The following is an 18,392-nucleotide window of genomic DNA, read 5'->3' on the forward strand; positions in this document are numbered from 1 at the left end:
GGCATGGCGTTTTCATTTTGCGGCATTCCAGAAGACCGCGAACGAACCGGCGGGTCGCGGCCCCTCAGTGTTTTCAAGGAGATGAATCTATTATGATCAGCCGAATCGAGGTCGGACTCAAGCAGGGCGTGCGCGATGCCCGTGGTGAACGGGTGTGCCGCGAAATCCGCGAACATCTGGGTATTCAGCTCGAATCCGTCCGTACCCTGGATGTCTATACCGTTGATGCCGAGCTGACGGCCGAGCAGCTGCAGAAGGCCGCCAGCGGCCCCTTCTGTGATCCGGTGATCCAGGAATATGCCATCGACGCGCCGCTGGCCAGCGGCTTCGATCTGCTGATCGAGGTGGGTTTCCGCCCCGGCGTGACGGACAATGTCGGTCGCACGGCCCGCGAGGCCATTCAGTACATCATCGGCCGGCCGTTCAGCGCGGCTGAAGGGGTGTTCACCTCGGTGCAGTATCTGCTGCGGGGCGCCCTGACCGCCACCGATGGCGAGCGCATAGCCGCCGGTTTTCTGGCCAACGGCCTGATCCAGCGCTGGACCATTGTGACGCCGGAAACCTTCGACAATCAGCGCGGTGTGCCCGTCCAGGTGCCGCGGGTGGTCAGTCACAGTGCGGTGCAGGTGCGCGAAATTGATCTGCAGGTGGCGGATGAGCACTTGCTGCAGATCAGCCGCGAAGGCATGCTGGCGCTGAATCTGGAGGAGATGAAGGCCATTCAGGCCTTTATCGCTGATCCGCAGGTGCAGCAGCAGCGCCGCAGCGTTGGCCTCGGGCCGTTGCTGACCGATGTGGAGCTGGAGGCCCTGGCGCAAACCTGGAGCGAGCACTGCAAGCACAAGATTTTTTCCGCCTGTATCGATTACGAGGATGAAAACGGTCGCGGAGAAACCATCGATTCGCTGTTCAAGACCTATATCGTCGGTGCCACCCGCGCCGTACGCCAGGCCAAGGGGGCCAACGATTTCTGTCTGTCGGTGTTCAAGGACAACGCCGGCGTCATTCGTCTCACCGATGACTGGAGTCTGGTCTACAAGGTTGAGACCCACAACTCGCCCAGCGCCCTTGATCCCTACGGCGGCGCCCTGACCGGCATTGTCGGTGTCAACCGTGATCCTTTTGGTACCGGCCGTGGCGCGCGCCTGATCTTCAATACCGATGTGTTCTGTTTTGCCTCGCCCTTTTATGACAAGCCACTGCCGCCGCGTCTGCTGCATCCGCGGCGCATTTTCGAGGGTGTGGTCGAAGGGGTTGAGCATGGCGGCAACAAGAGCGGCATTCCGACCATCAACGGCTCGCTGGTGTTCGATGAGCGCTTTGCCGGCAAGCCGCTGGTCTACTGCGGCAGCGCCGCGCTCATGCCGGCGCAGCTGCATGGCCGCCCCGGGCATGAAAAGAAGGCCGAGGTGGGTGATCATATTCTGATGGTGGGCGGCCGGGTCGGCAAGGATGGCATTCATGGCGCCACCTTCTCGTCCGAGGAATTGCACGAGGGCTCGCCGGTGACGGCGGTACAGATCGGCGATCCCATCACCCAGCGGCGTATGTTTGATTTCCTGCTGGTGGCGCGCGATGCCGGCCTCTATAACGCCATTACCGACAATGGTGCTGGCGGTCTGTCGTCCTCGGTGGGAGAGATGGCCGGCGATACCGGTGGTTTCGAGCTGCATCTCGACCGTGCGCCGCTCAAATATGCCGGCCTGCAGCCCTGGGAGATCCTGATTTCCGAGGCACAGGAGCGCATGACACTGGCGGTGCCGCCGCAGCAGGTGGAACGCTTCATCGCTCTGGCGCGGCAGATGGATGTGGAGGCGACGGATCTGGGTCAGTTCACCGATTCCGGCTATTTCCATTGTCTCTATCAGGGCCGCACGGTGGCCTGGCTGCCGATGGAATTTGTCCATGAGGGCACGCCGCAGCTGCGCCTGCCGGCCCGCTGGCAGCCGCCACGCCACAGCGAACCAGCCCTGACGCAATGGCCGGCGGCTGAAACGGCCCTGCTGCAGTTGCTCGGCGCCCTGAATATCTGTTCGAAGGAATCCGTTGTGCGGCGCTACGATCACGAGGTGCAGGGCGCCACGGTGCTCAAGCCGCTGACCGGGGTGGATAACGACGGTCCGGCTGACGCGGCAGTGGTGCGGCCGCTGTTCGATGCCTTTGTCGGTGTCACGGCGGCTCATGGCATCTGTCCGCGTTACAGCGACATCGACACCTACCACATGATGGCCTGCGCCATTGACGAGGCGCTGCGCAACTATGTCAGCGTCGGTGGGAACATCGACCATGTTGCCGGGCTCGACAATTTCTGCTGGTGCGATCCGGTGGAAAGCGTCAAGACCCCCGATGGCCGCTACAAGGCGGCTCAGTTGGTGCGGGCCAACCAGGCGCTGTACGATTACTGTGTCGCCTTTGGCGTGCCGCTGATTTCGGGTAAGGATTCGATGAAGAACGATTACCAGATCGGCGACACCAAGATTTCCATTCCGCCCACGGTGCTGTTCTCGGTTATCGGCAAGGTTGACGATGTGCGCCGCTGTACCAGCATGGATGTCAAGGCGCCCGGCCACCGGGTTTATCTGCTGGGCATCAGCCGGGCGGAACTGGGTGGCAGCGAGCTCTACGCTCTGCTCGGCCATGTCGGTAACCGGGTGCCACAGGTGGACGCGCCCTCGGCCCTGCGCCGCTACCGCACCCTCAACCGGGCCCAGCAGGCCCAGTTGGTGGCCTCCTGTCACGATCTGTCCGATGGTGGACTGGCCGTGGCCTTGGCTGAAAGCGCCTTTGCCGGCGGTTTCGGTCTCGAAATCGATCTGGCCCGGTTGCGCAGCGACGAGCCCCTGACGGATATGGAGCGGCTTTACGGTGAATCCCAGAGTCGCCTGCTGGTGACGGTGGCGCCGGACAAGGCGGCCGAGTTTGAAAAGCTGTTCAGTGGTCAGGATCTCAGCTGGCTGGGCAGCGTGATTGCCGAACCGCAGCTGCGGGTGCGCGGTACAGCGGGTGACTGGCTGATCGATCTGCCCCTTGCGACCCTGAAACAGGCCTGGCAGGCCCCATTGAAGGAGCTGTAACCATGACAGGACAGGTACGAACCCTGGTCATTGCCGGCAACGGCACCAACTGCGAGCGCGAAGTGGCCAACGCCTGTCTGCTGGCAGGTGCCGAGGTGGCCGATATTGTTCATATCGCCCGGTTGCTGGCGGGCGAGGTGCGGCTCGATGACTACCATTTTCTCAATTTCGCCGGCGGTTTTCTCGATGGTGACGACCTGGGCAGCGCCAAGGCCGGTGTCAACCGGTTGCAGCATGCCCGCGTGGCGGGAACACCGGAAACCCTGGCGGATCAGATCCGTCGCTTCGTTGCCGCCGGCAAGCTGGTCATGGGGGTGTGCAACGGTTTTCAGCTGATGGTCAAAATGGGGCTGCTGCCGGCCCTCGACGGCAATATCCAGCAGCAGACGGCCAGTCTGACCTTCAATGATGGCGGCCGTTTCGAGGATCGCTGGGTCTACCTCAGGGTCGATCCGGCGTCGCCCTGTATCTTTACCCGTGGGCTGGAGGGCCTGTACCTGCCGGTACGGCACGGTGAGGGCAAGTTTGTCGTGCGCGACGCGGCGGTGTTGCAGGCCATCGAGGCGCAGCATCTGGCGGTGCTGCAGTACAGCGATGAACGTTACCAGGCGCCGGTAATGGACTATCCACGCAATCCCAACGGTTCCGTTGCCGCCATTGCCGGGGTTTGCGACCCGACGGGCCGGCTGTTCGGTCTGATGCCGCACCCGGAAGCCTACGTTCATCGCACCCATCACCCGCGCTGGACGCGCGAAAACGACCTGCCGGAAGAGGGTATGGGCCTGTGGTTGTATCAGAATGCCATCCGCTTTGTGCGCGAGCAGTTGCTGTAAGTGTTTTTCACCCCGTTGTGCCCGAGGGCAAAAGGCGGAACCATGTTTGATAAACTTGAAGAAGAATGCGGCGTTTTCGGAATCTACGGCCATCCCGAAGCGGCCAACATGACCTATCTGGGTCTGTATTCCCTGCAACATCGCGGTCAGGAAAGCTGTGGCATTGTCGCCTCCGACGGTCACAGCCTGCGCGCCCACCGCAAGAGCGGTCTGGTGGCCGATGTCTTCCGCGATCCGGTTCTGTTCGAGCGACTGCCGGGCCAGAGCGCCATCGGCCATGTGCGTTATTCCACCGCTGGCGGTAATGATGAAAAGAACTGTCAACCGATCATGGTTGATTATGTACGCGGCAGCATTGCCGTGGCCCACAACGGCAACCTGATCAATGCCCAGGAGCTGCGCAACGAACTGGAGCAGTTGGGTTCCATCTTTTCCACCGTGGCCGACACCGAGGTCATCATTCATCTGCTGGCGCGTACCCAAAGCGACAGCCTGTCCGAGCGCATCGCCGATGCCCTGCGGCGGGTGCGCGGCGCCTATAGCCTGTTGTTTCTCACCGAAACCCGGATGGTGGCAGTGCGCGATCCCAACGGTTTCCGGCCCCTGATTCTGGGCAAGCTTGACGGTGCCTATGTGGTGGCGTCGGAGACCTGCGCCCTTGATCTGATCGAGGCGGAATTTATCCGCGAGATCGAGCCGGGCGAAATGATCATTATCGACAAGAAGGGCCTGCATTCATTGTTCCCCCTTGAAGTGGCCCAGCCGTCACCCTGTATTTTCGAATACATCTACTTTGCCCGACCCGACAGCACCATTTTCGGGCGCGAGGTGTATGGGGTGCGCAAGGAATATGGTCGCCAACTGGCGCGCGAGTTTCCGGTAGAGGCTGATGTGGTGGTGCCGATTCCCGATTCGGGCGTGCCGGCCGCCATCGGTTATGCCGAACAATCCGGCATCCCCTTTGAACTGGGGCTGATCCGCAACCATTATGTCGGTCGCACCTTCATCGAACCGCAGCAGTCCATTCGCCATTTTGGCGTCAAGATCAAGCTCAATCCGGTACGCGAGGTCATTGAAGGCAAGCGGGTGGTGGTGATTGACGATTCCATTGTGCGTGGCACCACGGCGCGCAAGATCATCAAGATGATCCGCCACGCCGGCGCCAAGGAGGTGCATGTGCGCATCTCCAGCCCGCCGACCAGCTATCCCTGTTATTACGGCATCGATACCCCGACCCGCACCGAGCTGATTTCTTCGTCCCACAGCATTGAGGAGATCAACCGCTACATCACCTCCGATACCCTTGGCTATCTGTCGATTGAAGGTCTGCTTAAGGCCACCTGCGGATCGGAAAATCTGGAGCAGTGCCATTTCTGTACCGCCTGCTTCTGTGGCCGCTATCCGCTGAAGTTTCCCCGCTTAAAGGATGACAGACAGCTGGGTCTGTTTTAACAACCCAAGGAGACAATGGTTATGCTGACAGCCGAACGTGACGAACTGATGCGGATCATCCGCCAACTGTCTTATGAACAGCGCGAAGTGACCCTGGCTTCGGGTCGCAAAAGCGATTTTTATTTCGATGGCAAGCAGACCACCCTGCATCCGCGCGGCGCGCTGCTGGTGGGCAAGGCGTTTTATGCCGCGCTGCGGCAGTTTCCCGCCCCGGTGCAGGGCGTTGGCGGCCTGACCCTGGGCGCCGACCCCATTGCCACGGCCACGGCATTGGTCAGCGCGCTGGAAGGACAGCCGCTGCCGGCCTTCATCATCCGTAAGGAGCCCAAGGGGCACGGTACCGGCCAGTGGCTCGAAGGCCGCAAGAACGTGCCGCCGGGCAGCCGGGTGGTGATTGTCGAGGACGTGGTGACCACCGGCGGTTCGTCCATGAAGGCCATTGAACGGGCCCGCGAAGAGGGTCTGGAGGTGCTCGGCGTCATTACCCTGGTTGATCGTCAGGAGGGTGGGGCCGAATTCTTCGCCGCCAATGACATGCCTTTTGTCGCCATCTTCACCAAGGCCGAGGTGGTCGGCTAAGAAGGCTGTGCCATGTACCCGACTAGCGGCAAGCAGGGTCTGGGTGGCCTGATGCAGCGGTTGTCGCCGGCTTGGTTGTTGGTGCTGTATTACCTGCTGGCAATTGTGGCGGGCGCGCTGTTGCTGACAACCTCGTGGGCTGCGCGCGCCGAACCCTTATCCTTCCTTGATGCCCTCTTTACCGCCACATCGGCGCAATGTGTCACCGGCCTGGCCGTGGTCGATACCGGTAATGCCCTGAGTCTGTTTGGTCAGCTGGTGGTTCTGGCCCTGATTCAGCTGGGCGGCCTGGGACTGATGACCTTTTCGGTCTATTTTTTCCTGGCGTTGCGGCTGGGCGTTGGTGGTCGGGGCCGCTGGATCATTCATGAAACCCTGCTGCATACGCCGGTGAGCAGTTGGCCTGAGCTGGTGCGCGGTGTCCTGCGGCTGTCGCTGACGATCGAAGCGGTGGGAACCCTGTTGCTGGCGCTGGTGCTGGTGCCCCAGCTGGGCTGGGGTGCCGGGCTGTTCAGCGCCCTGTTTCATGCAGTTTCCGCTTTCTGCAATGCCGGTTTTTCCCTCTTCAGCGACAGTTTGACGGCCTATCGCGCTCATCCGCTGGTCAATTTTACGATCATGACGCTGATTGTTCTCGGCGGCATCGGTTTTCTGGTCCTGCGCGAAATGCTCGATTTCCTGCGTCAGCTGCCGCAGACGCGGCGCCGCCCGCCGGTGCTTTCCCTTCATGCCAAGGTGGTGCTGCTGACCTCGGCGGTGCTGATTGTTGGCGGAACCCTGCTGATTCTGCTGCTTGAACATGCCAACGCCTTTGCTGCGGTTCCTTCCGGCGAAGCCTGTCTGGCAGCCCTGTTTCATTCGGTCAGTGCCCGCACCGCAGGATTCAACAGCATTGATCTGGCTCAATTGCGTACGCCAACGCTGTTTCTGATTATCTTTCTGATGTTTGTCGGCGCCTCGCCCGGCTCGGCCGGCGGGGGCGTCAAAACCACCAGTCTGGCTCTGTTCTGGGCCATTTTCTCCAATCGTCTGCGCGGCAATCGTCACACCAGCCTGTTTCGTCGTACCCTGCCGGATGAGCTGGTGACCCGCGCCCTGGCGCTGGTGCTGCTGGCGTTGATCCTGATGGCCCTGGCACTGTTCGCCCTGCTGTGTGTGCAGAGTCCCGATCTGCAGCACGAAACAACGCGCCCTTTTCTGTCCAGTGCCTTTGAAGTCGTATCGGCCTTCGCCACCACGGGGCTGTCCATGGGTGAGACGGCGCGGCTGACGGTGGCCGGCAAGCTGATTATCATAGTCCTGATGTTCATTGGTCGGGTCGGCCTGCTGACCCTGGCCTTTGCCATCGCCGGTCGCGAGCGGCCTGCCGGCGCGCGCTACGCTGAAGAGAACATCATGATCGGTTGAACAGGAAAGGCCTGTGTGATGAAGAAACGTTACTGTGTTATCGGACTGGGAAGTTTCGGTTTTCATGTCGCTGCCACCCTTTACGCGGACGGCCATGAGGTGATGGCGATTGATACGGATCGTGACCGGATTCAGGCGGTGCGTGATCATTCGAGCTTTGCTTTGCTGGCCGATGCCGCCAACAAGGCTTTTCTCGATGGTCAGGGCGTGCGCGAAATGGATGCGGTGGTGGTGTCCACCGGCGAGCGATCGCATCTTTCGACCCTGATCACGTTGTATCTGAAGGAACTGGGCGTTCGCCGGATTCTGGTTAAAGCCATCAGTGAGGATCACGGTCGGATTCTTGAAAAAATCGGCGCTACCGATATCATCTATCCGGAAAAAGACATGGCCCGCCGCATCGCCCACAGCCTGTCGAGTCCCAACGTGCTTGAATTCATTCCGTTGGCCGAGGACTACTCCCTGTCAGAAACCGCCGCGTCACGTTCTTTTATCGGCAAAACCCTGATTGATCTGGATTTGCGAAATAAGCACGGTGTCACGGTTATCGCCATCAAAGACATGCTGACCGACCAGTTTATAGTCGCGCCTTCCCCAACCTATCTGATCAAGGACAGCGATGTCCTCATCCTGATCGGCAAGACTGTGGCCATCGACCGGTTGTTGGCCTGAGAGTCCTCTCCTCTGCTTCTTCATAATACGGATATTTAATACTTTATTTGGTAGGTTGTGCTTGAGATTTACCAGAATCAGGGTTAAATATTCGAATGCGTACCATTTTAAAAAAACAGCATTTTTGAAGGGAGTAAGGTTGCATGCGATTGGGCTTGAAGGCGAAGTTTCTGGTGCCGGTTTTGCTGGTGGCTATTACGGGTCTGGCTCTGGTAACCCTGCTGGGTTATCGCTCATCGAAGGACGCGCTGCAGGCGGTGATTCGCGCTCAGATGCAGCAGGCCAGTGAACAGCTGGCCGGTCAGATAGACGACTGGGTTGCCGATCACCGAAAGGATATTCAGACCTTTACCAGCCAGGCGGCCATTCTTGATGCCTTTTCGTCAAATCAGGCTGCTGGGCAGGCCAATCGTTTTCTGACCGAATTGGGCAGACGCTACGCGGGTTATGAGTTTCTGGCCCTGGTCAACAGCGAAGGGCAGGTAATCAGTGCATCGCAGTCGCAGCTGATTGGCATGGAACTGGGCCACCGTTCCTATGTGCAGCAGGCTCTCGCGGGACAGGAGGCTCTTTCCGAGGCGCTGCTGAGTCAGGCAACGCAAAAACCGGTATTTTCAATCGCCGGCCCTGTTGTTGTCGGAAACAGGGTGGTGGGTGCCCTGGTCGGTGTTGTCAGTCTGGCTGATTTCGATACGTCGTTCATACGGCCCGTCAGGCTGGGTAACAGGGGCTATGCCTACCTGGTGGATGCCGAGGGTCATTTTCTTGCCCACCCGGATCAGAAACTGGTGCTGAACAAGGGGATCGCCGAGTACGACTGGGGTCAGCAGATTCTGCGGGAGAAGAATGGTTTTCAGGAATATCTGTGGCAGGGTGCGCCCAAGATTGTCAGTTATCGTGCCATTGCCGGAACCGGCTGGATTATCGCAGCGGGAGCCGAACTGGAGGATATCTTCGCGCCTGTGGTGGCCATTCGCAATACCAGCTCCTTGCTGGCCTTGCTGGCCTGCGGTCTGATTGCACTGGTGATCTATCTGGCGGTGAATGCGATTGTCCGGGCGATTCGCCAAGGCGTGGCGTTCGCCGAGCAGATTCGTGCCGGTGATGTGTCAACCCGCCTGCGGCTGGCCCGGACCGATGAACTGGGTGTTCTGACGGCGGCGCTGGACGCCATGGCTGACAGTCTGGAAGAAAAGGCCGTGCTGGCCGAGCAGGTGGCGGCTGGCGATCTGAAGGTGGAGGTGAAGCTGGCGTCGGAGCGCGACCGTCTGGGCCTGGCCTTGCGCAAGATGACGGATGATCTGAACAGCATTCTCCAGCAGATTCGGGCGGCCTGCGATCAGATTGCTGCTGGAGCTTCCGAGGTGTCCGATTCGAGTCAGGCGCTGTCGCAGGGTGCGACGGAATCGGCCAGCTCTCTGGAGCAGATTGCGGCGTCGATGAATGAGCTGGCTTCCCAGACCCAGTTCAATGCCGAGAACGCGGCACAGGCCAATCGTCTGGCGGAACAATCGCGCGTGGCGGCCGGCCGAGGCAATGAGCAGATGCAGCAGATGGTGGCGGCCATGGGTGAGATCAATAGCGCCAGTCAAAGCATTTCCAAGATCATCAAGGTTATTGATGAGATTGCTTTTCAGACCAATCTGCTGGCGCTTAATGCTGCCGTTGAGGCGGCCCGCGCTGGTCAGCACGGCAAGGGTTTTGCCGTGGTGGCGGAGGAGGTGCGTAACCTGGCGGCGCGCAGTGCCAAAGCGGCACAGGAAACGGCGGCGTTGATTGAGGGATCGGTGTGCAAGGCGGAGAACGGTGCCCGAATGGCAGATGCCACAGCGCATCAGTTGCATGAAATTGTTGAGGAAATCAGCAAGGTTACCAGTCTGGTGGCTGAAATTGCCAGTGCCAGCAACGAACAGGCACAGGGGATTGGCCAGGTGAATATCGGCTTATCGCAGATCGATCAGGTGACCCAGCAGAATACGGCCAGTGCCGAAGAAGGGGCTGCGGCCAGCGAAGAGCTCAATAGTCAGGCGGTGCAGTTACGCGATCTGGTTGGTCATTTTGACCTCAAGCACAACACGGCTTCCCGGCCGGTTTTGCCTTACTGAATCGGCGGGTTGTTGCGTTGCGCGGCAAGCCTGGGATTACCCGGTTTTGCCGCGCCGGATTCATCCCTGCGGTGTTGTTCGTCGGTTGTTTTTTGCCAGCAAGCGATTTTTCGACCTGTCTGCGCTATACTCTGTGTCAGGTACTGATGGCGGGTTGTCTGCGGGCAAACCGTATCGATGGCGCGTACAGCAAGGGAGGCAGAAAAATGACCGGATCGCGACAGGGGAAGTGGCGCAGCAGAGGCTGGGCTGTGCTGGTGGCGCTGGTGCTGCTGTGGTGCCCGTATGGGGCTGTGGCGGCCACCTATGGGTGTCTGGAGGGCAATGGTATCGCAGGCCGACAGGAGCGGTCGCTGGCAGCTTTTGATCGTATTGCCCTGCAGGGTGTGTTCGAGGTCAGCATTCAGCTGGCGGCTCAGCCGTCCTGTGCGGTTTCCGGTGACAGCAATCTGCTTGATCAGGTGCGCACCCAGGTGGTGGATAGCGAATTGCGCATTGATACCCGAGGCTCCCTGTGCCTGAAACTGCCATTGCAACTGGATATTCGTCTTCCGGCCCTGACGGCGTTGCGGGTCGATGGCAGTGATCAGGTACAGGTGACCGGGTTGCGTGGTGAGCGTTTCGCCCTGCAGGTGGCGGGTGTCAGCCGGGTGGAATTGCGCGGCGAGGTAGACCAACTGGAGGCCCGCTTGGAGGGTACTTCGGAACTGCAGGCGCTTGACCTGAGGGCGCAGCGGGCCGAAGTGTTGGCCAATGGTACGGCGCAGGCTCATCTGCAGGTGGTTGAGCAACTGCAGGTGACGGCAGCGGATCTGGCGCAGATTTTCTACCGGGGCGCCGCGGTACAACTGGTCGCCAATCTGTCGGGCCTGGCCAGTGTCACGCCGCTTGCTGGTCCCTGAATGATGCCTGAACGGATTGGTGTTGGCGCCGCATAACAGAGCAACGCTGCAACAGAAGAACAGCAGCCTGGAAATCAAGAACAGCAGCCCGAAAATCCTGAGGATTTTCGGGCTGCTGGCGTTTGGGGGCGGGGGGCTTGAAGATAGCGGTTAGAGTGCTGAAACCTCCTGGGGGACAAACTCAACCGACACGGTACGCAACTGGTTGTTGGTGCCGACGGAAACCGTGACACCAAAATGGCCCGCCTGGCCATGTTTGAAGGGCAGATTGTCGTTGACCTGGGCTTCAACCGCATGAACCACACGCTGGTGGCCGTCGAGCAGATAGATAATGGCGTAGCCGCGCAGGGTGCGCTGGCTGTGATTGCGGATGCGGCCACTGACCTCCAGCACATTGCCCTGTTCATGGGCTTGGGCCATCAGATCGATGACCTCGTAGCGTGCTGGCGAAAGCAGGTGAGGCGCCGCCTGAACGGGCAGCAGTGGCAGCAGTGTCAGCAACAGCGCTGGCAACAGCATTTTGATGCGGACAGAGCTTCCCGGATGCTGGCGACTTGAATTCACGCTTTGATCTCCCCGCTTAAAAAAGGACCATCGGCACAGATGAAACGGCATCTTTTTTATTTGAACAGCGTTAGTATAGCCGGCTCTTATGCCCTTCTCAAGTGGGGCTGAGCAGATTCTGCCACCGGTTTCAACCGACTTCGTTGTAGAGGCGTTTGCGGAAGCGGACGCCCAACTGGGCCGCCAGTGCCGCGCAGGCATCACAATCGACTCCCGGAACCGTGACGGCCGAGGCGACCACCTCGGCAACATGCTGTGGCGCCAGCCGGATAAAATCGGTAACGGCACTAAAGGCGTTCTCGCCGAAAGGGGATTGGCACAGTTGCTGGTACTGCCGGGCATTCGAGGCATTGAGGGATATCGAGAGACTGTCGACCAATCCTTCAAGCTCCGGCAGAATGTTGCGGCCATGGACAAGATTGGCCAGCCCATCGGTGTTGACCCGGATGCGCACGCCCTGGGATTTGAGCTGCCGGGCGACGGCGACCAGAGTGTCAAGTCGCAGCAGGGGTTCGCCATAGCCACAGAAAACCACTTCGTCATAGCGGGTTGGATCGCCGATGGCGGCAAGAATCTCGGCCACATCGGGTTCATGGTCGAGTTTGAGCTGATGGCCCTTGACGGCGAAGTCACGAAACTTGGCACAGAACACACAGCGGTTGCTGCAGCGGTTGGTGATGTTGAGATAGAGCGCGTTGCGGATGGGGTAGGCGATTTTGGCAGATTGGTCGATCTGACCGACGCCGAACAGACGATTACCGTTGAGGCTGGTGATGCGGCCGATATCCTGCAGGCTCAACCCGCGCAATTCCGCGATCAGCCGCGCTGTTTCGGCGACATAAGCTGGCTCGTTGCGCTGACCGCGCCAGGGCTGGGGTGCCAGATAGGGGCAGTCGGTTTCGAGCAGTAGCCGGTCGAGCGGCAACTGGCGCAGCAGGTCGCGCTGGGCCTGGTTGGCAGGGTAGGTGAGGGTGCCGGTGAACGAGAGATAAAACCCCAGGGCCAGACAGGTTTCGGCCATGGCCTGGTCGCCACTGAAACAGTGCAGCACGCCGCCGATGGTCTGAGCCTCTTCCTCACGCAGAATGCGCATCACATCCTCATGGGCGTCACGATCATGGATGATCAACGGCTTGCCACAGCGGCGCGCCAGGGCAATCTGCTGGCGAAAGGCCTGATGCTGCTGCTCATGCGGGCAACGGTTGCGGTAATAGTCGAGGCCGGTTTCACCGATAGCGACAACCTCGGGTATCTGCGCCAGCGTTTCGAGTTCCGCCAGGCAGGCGGCATCAAGGCTGGCGGCGTCATGCGGATGGATACCGATGGCGGCGTGGATCGCGGCATGGCGCCTGGCCAGTTCGATACAGGCACGGGAACTGGCCAGATCGCAACCAACACTGATCATGGTCTGGACACCGGCAGCCGCTGCTCGGGCGATGACGGCTTCCAAGTCGGCGGCAAAACGCGGACCATCCAGATGGGCGTGGCTGTCAAACAGTACGGGCCTGCTGTCGGCACAGATGGCGGGGTTTGCTGATGGCATGGTCACATCCTTGAGCAATACAGCTTGCGACCAATAGGCAGGGGGCGCCGTGGCGCCCCCTGAAAACCGGTCAGACCAGCGGTGTATAAGATCGCTGTTATTCCACTTCGATGCGGGGGAACAGGGGGGGCGCTTTTTCAATGCGGCAGCCTGCCGCCAGCCCGCCCCAGTCGCTGTGTTCCAGCAGATTCTGATCCGGCTGCTGGCCGAGAATGGCCAGAATACGGCTGCCGGTTTCCGGCATGAAGGGGCCGATCAGCAGCGCCACCAGCCGGAGGCTTTCAAGCAGGTGATACATGACGGTGCCCAGACGCGGTTGCAGAGCGGCATCCTTGGCCAATGTCCAGGGGGTGGTTTCATCGATATACTTGTTGGCGCTGCCAATGATCTCCCAGATTGCCAGGAGGGCCTTGTTGAAGGCCAACTCGTTCATCAGGGTGTCAACTTCGGCCATTTTATCCTGGCAGCGCTGGCGCAGGGCGGCATCGCAGGGGGCTTCACTGCTGGCGGCCGGCAGCACGCCGTCAAAGTATTTATTGACCATGGCGGTGGTGCGGCTGACCAGATTGCCCAGATCGTTGGCCAGGTCGGAATTGATGCGGTGAACCAGTGAGGTGCGGGAAAAGTCACCGTCAAGGCCGAAGGGCACCTCGCGCAGCAGGAAATAGCGGATGGCGTCGACACCGTATTTTTCCACCAGCATGTTGGGTTCGACCACGTTCTGCAGGCTCTTGCTCATCTTCTTGCCTTCCACCGTCCACCAGCCGTGGGCAAAAACCTTCTGCGGCAGTGGCAAGCCGGCGGCCATCAGGAAGGTCGGCCAGTACACCGTGTGAAAGCGCAGGATGTCCTTGCCGATCACATGGACATCGGCAGGCCAGAAGCGATCGAACAAGCCTTCGGCGTCTTCGGGATAGCCCAGTGCGGTGATGTAGTTATTCAGCGCGTCGAACCAGACGTAGATGACGTGGCCGGCATCGTCCGGTACTGGAATGCCCCAGGAAAAGCTGGTGCGTGAAATGGACAGATCGCGCAGGCCCTCGCGCACGAAGCTGAGGACTTCGTTGCGGCGCGAGCGCGGCTGGATGAAATCCGGCTGGTTTTCGATATGATCGATGAGCTGCTGCTGATACTTGCTCATGCGAAAGAAGTAGGACTGTTCCTGCAGCTTTTCTGTTGGCCGGCCGCAGTCAGGACAGCAGCCGTCGAGCAGCTGGGTTTGAGTCCAGAAGGTTTCACAGGGGGTACAGTACCAGTCTTCGTAGGTACCCAGGTAGATATCGCCTTTGTCGCGGATGGTGCGGAACATCTGCTGGACACCGGTCTTATGGCGTTGCTGTGAGGTACGGATGAAATCGCTGTAATCAATATTGAGTTTGTGCCACAGCGCCTCGAAGCGCTGCATTACGCGATCGGCCAGCTCCAGCGGTGTTTCGCCGGCGGCCCCGGCGGCCTTTTCAACCTTCTGGCCATGTTCGTCGGTGCCGGTGAGGAAAAAGACATCGTGACCACAGGATTTTTTGTAGCGTGCCAGCACATCGCAGGCCAGGGTGGTGTAGGCATGGCCGATATGGGGCACGTCGTTAACGTAATAGATCGGGGTCGTGATATAGAACGGCTTGCGCATAAAAACTCCTGCTAGGACGGTTTGGGCGGATTCTGCGGTCGACGGCGGCTCCGGTTGGGGCGGCGGGGCGGCCGGGTACTGGCATCAGCTGCTGGCGGCCGGTCTGCCGGTACCGCTGGGCCGTTTTGAGGCCGTTGCGAGCGCTCCGCGCCTGGTCGAGGTCGGTCGGGAAGCGCCTTTTTTTCACTGGCCGGGGTGACGGGTCGTGCTTCACGGTTTTCTTGACCCTCCCGTCGTTCCTTGCCGCGTCGGCCACCCCGGCGTCGTCTGCTGCTGGAACTGGCTGGCGTGGCTTCTTCTGCGGCAGGGGTGTCATGGTCGCTGCTGGGCTGGACTGGCTTGTCACCGCTGGCTTCAACCGGGCGGTCCTGGGGCTTGCGACTGGCTTTGGTGCGTGGTTTGCGGGAAGCCTTGTCGCCGCTGTCTGCCGCCGGGGCGTCAGCGGACCGTTCCTGCGGAGCGGCGTCCGCTGTTGCGGTCTCGGCGGCCGGCGCGCTCTGGAGCTGTGCCAGAGGAATCTGGCGATTGACCCCCTCCTGGCTGACGGTGACCGACTGAGCCAGCACCTGACAGCTGATGACCTTGACCGGCTTGCCGTCGAGCAGCAGGGTGCTGCCCGCTTTGGGCAGTTTTTTGGCCATCTGACAGTAGGTCGGATACTCATAGCTCAAACAGCACAACAACCGGCCGCACTGGCCGGAGATTTTGGTCGGGTTAAGGGCCAGGCCCTGCTGTTTGGCCATCTTGACTGAAACCGGGTAGAAGTCGGTCAGAAAGGTGCCGCAGCAGAGTTCACGACCGCAGATGCCGATGCCGCCGACCAGTTTGGCCTCGTCACGCACACCGATTTGGCGCATCTCGATGCGGGTATGAAAATGGTGGGCCAGATCCTTCACCAGATCCCGAAAATCGATACGGCCGTCGGCAGTGAAATAGAAGATGATCTTCGAGCCATCAAACAGGTATTCGGCGCGTACCAGTTTCATTTCCATGGCGCGCTGTCGAATCCGCTCGAAGCAGTAGTGAAAAGCCTCTTTTTCCTTCGAGGCGCTGATGCGGGCCATGTTCTGATCGGCCTCGGTAGCCAGGCGCAGCACCTTCTTGAGGTCGGCGGGGCAGTCCTTGTGCTCAAGGCTGCGTGGCGATTGCGTTACACTGCCGAGGGCGCGGCCACGGTTGGTTTCCACCACCACCAGATCGCCACGCTGCAGCGGCAGACCACCCGTGGCAAAATCGTACTGCTTGCCGGCATGCCGGAAGCGGATCGTAACGATTTCACACCAATCCGTCGTGTTTGGCGACTCGGTTGGCGGCTGTAACTGTTCAGGATCTTCAATATCGGTTGGTTGCATGAGTCTTCACAATGAGGCAGTCGGCGCTTCTGCCTGGCGAGGTGCCGGGAGCGGGCCGGATTGCCGAAGATAGCGGGGTTGCAGCAGGATTGATGATATCGAGATTACGTCTCGTCCGGGGCTGTTAGGCTGAGACCCGCTGTAAAAGCAGCTCTCACCCTGTAGGCAGCATCACAGAACACAAAGATCCTTCTTGTTTCCGGCCGCCTCTGCCAAAACGCTACGGATTGTTTTGCGACCACCTGCCAAGATGATGCGGCAATCTACCGCATCCGCCAGGCACAGGCAATGTCTTAGTTGCCGCCGTCGGGTCTTGCCCTAGCAGAAGGTTGAAAAAGTCCCATCCGGGGCTTTTTCAACGATGCAAGCCGACAATGCTCTTTTTCGTCTTGCTCAAAAATCATTTTAATACGGAGCAATGATTGATTTTGGTCACCCGTCCATGGGCTCTACAGGCTGTTTTTCAACAGTCTGCTAGCTGACCAGCCGGATCAGCAGATTCTCCATAATCAGCTGACGGTTGGCCGTGGTGAGCAGCTGGCTGTGGGCTTGCAGCAGGGCCGCAAGGCGATGACCGGCCCGTTGTGGCCCGCACTGATGCGCCAGGCGGGTCAGGGGATCAAGCAGATCGCGGTTAATGACCAGGGCTGCAGCACCCTGATGGGCCAGAATGAAGACATCGCGGTAGCAGCTTAGCAGCAGGCCGAGCAGTTCGGGCAACTGTTCTTTGTCGCCGGCCAGTTCCTCGGCCAGTTCCAGCAGGGGCACGATGGTCTGTGGGCTCAGCCGGCTGAGCTGTGCGAACAGGCTGCGGCGGCGTTGCAGATAGAGCTCGTGGTCGCTGCCCAGAGCTCGTGTCAGACTGCCTTCGGTCAGGCGTATCAGCAGTTCGCGCTGCTCCGGATCGGCGATTTGCTGCTGCAGGATTTGGCTGATCTGACCGGTGCCGAGGCGGTTGAAGGGCAGGGTCTGGCAGCGGGAGCGGATGGTGTCGAGCAACTGCTGTGGCTGACTGCTGATCAGTAGCAGCAGACAGCTGCCCGGCGGCTCCTCCAGGGTCTTGAGCAGGGCATTGGCGGCACTGCTGTTGAGCAGGTGGGCATCGTCAATCAAAACAATGTGACGATCGGCCTCGTAGGGTCGCAGCGCCAGTTGCTGCTGCAGGGTGCGGATCGCTTCGATCAGGATCTGGCCGTCGACAGGTTCGACCAGATGCAGATCCGGGTGGTTGTTGTGGTCGATCCGCCGACAGACCGGGCACTGACCGCAGCCGGTGCCGCTGGGGCAGAAGAGCAGACGTGCCAACGCCAGGGCCATCAGGCGTTTGCCGATGCCGGCTGGTCCACTAAACAGATAGGCGTGCGCCAGACGCTGATGCTGCCAGGCCTGTCGCAGCAGATGTTTCTGACGCTCATGACCGATAATCTGGCTGAAGCTGCTCATGATGCGGCGTGCAACCTGGAGGTCAACAGGGTAGCGATGCGCTTTGTCACCTCGGCAACCGTGCCAGTGGCGTCGATGCGCAGGATGCGCTCGGGCTGCTGCTGGTGCAACTGCAGGTAGCCCTGACGCACCTGTTCGTGAAATTGACGATCCTGCTGTTCGAAGCGTTGCTCATGCTGTAGGGCGTCATCCTCATTGCGCTGCCGGGCTCGTTGCAGGCCGATATGGACAGGCAGATCGAGCCAGAAGGTCAGATCCGGTTGTAGACCACTGCAGGCGTAGTGGTTCAGGTGTTCGATGGCGGCAATTTCCAGTTGGCGGGCATAGCCCTGATAGGCCAGGGTGGCGTCGCAGAAGCGGTCGCACAGTACCAGCTGTCCCTGTTGCAGGGCAGGCCGGATGATCTGTTCGACATGCTGGGCGCGCGCCGCAGCATAGAGCAGCAACTCGGCCTTGGGTACCAAGATGTCGTGGTCCGGGTGCAGCAGCAGCGCGCGAATCTGTTCGGCAATGGCGCAGCCACCTGGCTCGCGGGTGGTCAGCACGCCGTAGCCCTGCTGGCGCAGCTGTTCAGCCACAAGACACAGTTGCGTGCTTTTGCCGCAACCCTCGATTCCTTCAAAGGTGATAAACAGAGCCATAAGCATCCCAACAAATGACAGCGCGGTCAGAGGGTATGAGAAATCATTTTTAATGGCGCATGATACAGGGCCGGCTTGTCTGCCGGCAAGGTAAAAGCATTCCGGAAGATGACAGGGGCAGGCGGATGAAACCTGCTACCGGCCCGGCTCCATCAAGAAACCGGTGGTTCCGGTTGCCTGCCTGGCTTCGGCCAATGC

At 60.1% G+C, this 18,392-nt stretch carries 14 protein-coding genes; 8 read left to right on the forward strand and 6 right to left on the reverse strand.

The window, feature by feature from the left end; genetic code table 11:
• Window positions 1–92: 92 nt before the first annotated feature.
• The 8 genes from BLR80_RS08490 to BLR80_RS08525 all read left to right on the forward strand — a co-directional run bounded on the left by BLR80_RS08490 (window position 93) and on the right by BLR80_RS08525 (window position 11,024).
• Entirely contained in the window at window positions 93–3,074 is a 2,982-nt protein-coding gene (locus BLR80_RS08490) for a phosphoribosylformylglycinamidine synthase subunit PurS (RefSeq protein ID WP_092078650.1), read from the forward strand.
• 2 nt (window positions 3,075–3,076) lie between these two features.
• The gene (locus BLR80_RS08495) at window positions 3,077–3,907 is read left to right on the forward strand and encodes a phosphoribosylformylglycinamidine synthase subunit PurQ (RefSeq protein WP_092078653.1); all 831 of its coding nucleotides are present in this window, start codon (window positions 3,077–3,079) and stop codon (window positions 3,905–3,907) included.
• 42 nt (window positions 3,908–3,949) lie between these two features.
• On the forward strand, window positions 3,950–5,359 hold the full coding sequence (purF, locus tag BLR80_RS08500) for an amidophosphoribosyltransferase (RefSeq protein WP_092078656.1): 1,410 nt from the start codon (window positions 3,950–3,952) through the stop codon (window positions 5,357–5,359).
• Window positions 5,360–5,380: 21 nt separating this feature from the next.
• Window positions 5,381–5,938 carry an orotate phosphoribosyltransferase gene (pyrE, locus tag BLR80_RS08505; protein ID WP_092078659.1) on the forward strand — a complete coding sequence of 186 codons (558 nt, stop codon included), beginning with the start codon at window positions 5,381–5,383 and terminating at the stop codon, window positions 5,936–5,938.
• Between the two features lie 12 nt (window positions 5,939–5,950).
• Entirely contained in the window at window positions 5,951–7,345 is a 1,395-nt protein-coding gene (locus BLR80_RS08510; RefSeq protein ID WP_245691429.1) for a TrkH family potassium uptake protein, read from the forward strand.
• An 18-nt stretch (window positions 7,346–7,363) separates the two neighbouring features.
• Window positions 7,364–8,017, forward strand: a complete 654-nt coding sequence (locus BLR80_RS08515) for a potassium channel family protein (protein ID WP_092078662.1) — start codon at window positions 7,364–7,366, stop codon at window positions 8,015–8,017.
• Between the two features lie 143 nt (window positions 8,018–8,160).
• Complete coding sequence (locus BLR80_RS08520) at window positions 8,161–10,122, forward strand: methyl-accepting chemotaxis protein (protein WP_092078665.1); 1,962 nt, start codon at window positions 8,161–8,163, stop codon at window positions 10,120–10,122.
• Between the two features lie 206 nt (window positions 10,123–10,328).
• On the forward strand, window positions 10,329–11,024 hold the full coding sequence (locus BLR80_RS08525) for a GIN domain-containing protein (protein WP_171906388.1): 696 nt from the start codon (window positions 10,329–10,331) through the stop codon (window positions 11,022–11,024).
• 150 nt (window positions 11,025–11,174) lie between these two features.
• On the opposite strand, the gene BLR80_RS08530 is transcribed toward BLR80_RS08525, so the two are convergent.
• The 6 genes from BLR80_RS08530 to tmk all read right to left on the reverse strand — a co-directional run bounded on the left by BLR80_RS08530 (window position 11,175) and on the right by tmk (window position 18,194).
• Entirely contained in the window at window positions 11,175–11,588 is a 414-nt protein-coding gene (locus tag BLR80_RS08530) for a hypothetical protein (RefSeq protein WP_143012118.1), read from the reverse strand.
• A 130-nt stretch (window positions 11,589–11,718) separates the two neighbouring features.
• Window positions 11,719–13,131, reverse strand: coding sequence for a TatD family hydrolase (locus BLR80_RS08535; RefSeq protein WP_092078674.1), 1,413 nt, complete (start codon window positions 13,129–13,131; stop codon window positions 11,719–11,721).
• A 97-nt stretch (window positions 13,132–13,228) separates the two neighbouring features.
• Window positions 13,229–14,758, reverse strand: a complete 1,530-nt coding sequence (metG, locus tag BLR80_RS08540) for a methionine--tRNA ligase (RefSeq protein WP_092078677.1) — start codon at window positions 14,756–14,758, stop codon at window positions 13,229–13,231.
• 11 nt (window positions 14,759–14,769) lie between these two features.
• Window positions 14,770–16,110 (reverse strand): PSP1 domain-containing protein, encoded by a 1,341-nt coding sequence (locus BLR80_RS08545; RefSeq protein ID WP_092078679.1) that lies wholly within the window; start codon window positions 16,108–16,110, stop codon window positions 14,770–14,772.
• Window positions 16,111–16,584: 474 nt separating this feature from the next.
• On the reverse strand, window positions 16,585–17,553 hold the full coding sequence (holB, locus tag BLR80_RS08550; RefSeq protein ID WP_092078682.1) for a DNA polymerase III subunit delta': 969 nt from the start codon (window positions 17,551–17,553) through the stop codon (window positions 16,585–16,587).
• Window positions 17,550–18,194 carry a dTMP kinase gene (gene tmk / locus BLR80_RS08555; protein ID WP_092078685.1) on the reverse strand — a complete coding sequence of 215 codons (645 nt, stop codon included), beginning with the start codon at window positions 18,192–18,194 and terminating at the stop codon, window positions 17,550–17,552. Before tmk ends, holB begins: the two co-directional genes overlap by 4 nt.
• Window positions 18,195–18,392: the final 198 nt, after the last annotated feature.

This window comes from Desulfuromonas thiophila (genome assembly GCF_900101955.1).
Classification (GTDB): domain Bacteria; phylum Desulfobacterota; class Desulfuromonadia; order Desulfuromonadales; family Desulfuromonadaceae; genus Pseudodesulfuromonas; species Pseudodesulfuromonas thiophila.

Coding starts and splice junctions, on each gene's coding strand:
- BLR80_RS08490 (WP_092078650.1), top strand. CDS start 93: ATGATCAGCCGAATCGAGGTCGGACTCAAGCAGGGCGTGCGCGATGCC.
- BLR80_RS08495 (WP_092078653.1), top strand. CDS start 3,077: ATGACAGGACAGGTACGAACCCTGGTCATTGCCGGCAACGGCACCAAC.
- purF (WP_092078656.1), top strand. CDS start 3,950: ATGTTTGATAAACTTGAAGAAGAATGCGGCGTTTTCGGAATCTACGGC.
- pyrE (WP_092078659.1), top strand. CDS start 5,381: ATGCTGACAGCCGAACGTGACGAACTGATGCGGATCATCCGCCAACTG.
- BLR80_RS08510 (WP_245691429.1), top strand. CDS start 5,951: ATGTACCCGACTAGCGGCAAGCAGGGTCTGGGTGGCCTGATGCAGCGG.
- BLR80_RS08515 (WP_092078662.1), top strand. CDS start 7,364: ATGAAGAAACGTTACTGTGTTATCGGACTGGGAAGTTTCGGTTTTCAT.
- BLR80_RS08520 (WP_092078665.1), top strand. CDS start 8,161: ATGCGATTGGGCTTGAAGGCGAAGTTTCTGGTGCCGGTTTTGCTGGTG.
- BLR80_RS08525 (WP_171906388.1), top strand. CDS start 10,329: ATGACCGGATCGCGACAGGGGAAGTGGCGCAGCAGAGGCTGGGCTGTG.
- BLR80_RS08535 (WP_092078674.1), bottom strand. CDS start 13,131: ATGCCATCAGCAAACCCCGCCATCTGTGCCGACAGCAGGCCCGTACTG.
- metG (WP_092078677.1), bottom strand. CDS start 14,758: ATGCGCAAGCCGTTCTATATCACGACCCCGATCTATTACGTTAACGAC.
- BLR80_RS08545 (WP_092078679.1), bottom strand. CDS start 16,110: ATGCAACCAACCGATATTGAAGATCCTGAACAGTTACAGCCGCCAACC.
- holB (WP_092078682.1), bottom strand. CDS start 17,553: ATGAGCAGCTTCAGCCAGATTATCGGTCATGAGCGTCAGAAACATCTG.
- tmk (WP_092078685.1), bottom strand. CDS start 18,194: ATGGCTCTGTTTATCACCTTTGAAGGAATCGAGGGTTGCGGCAAAAGC.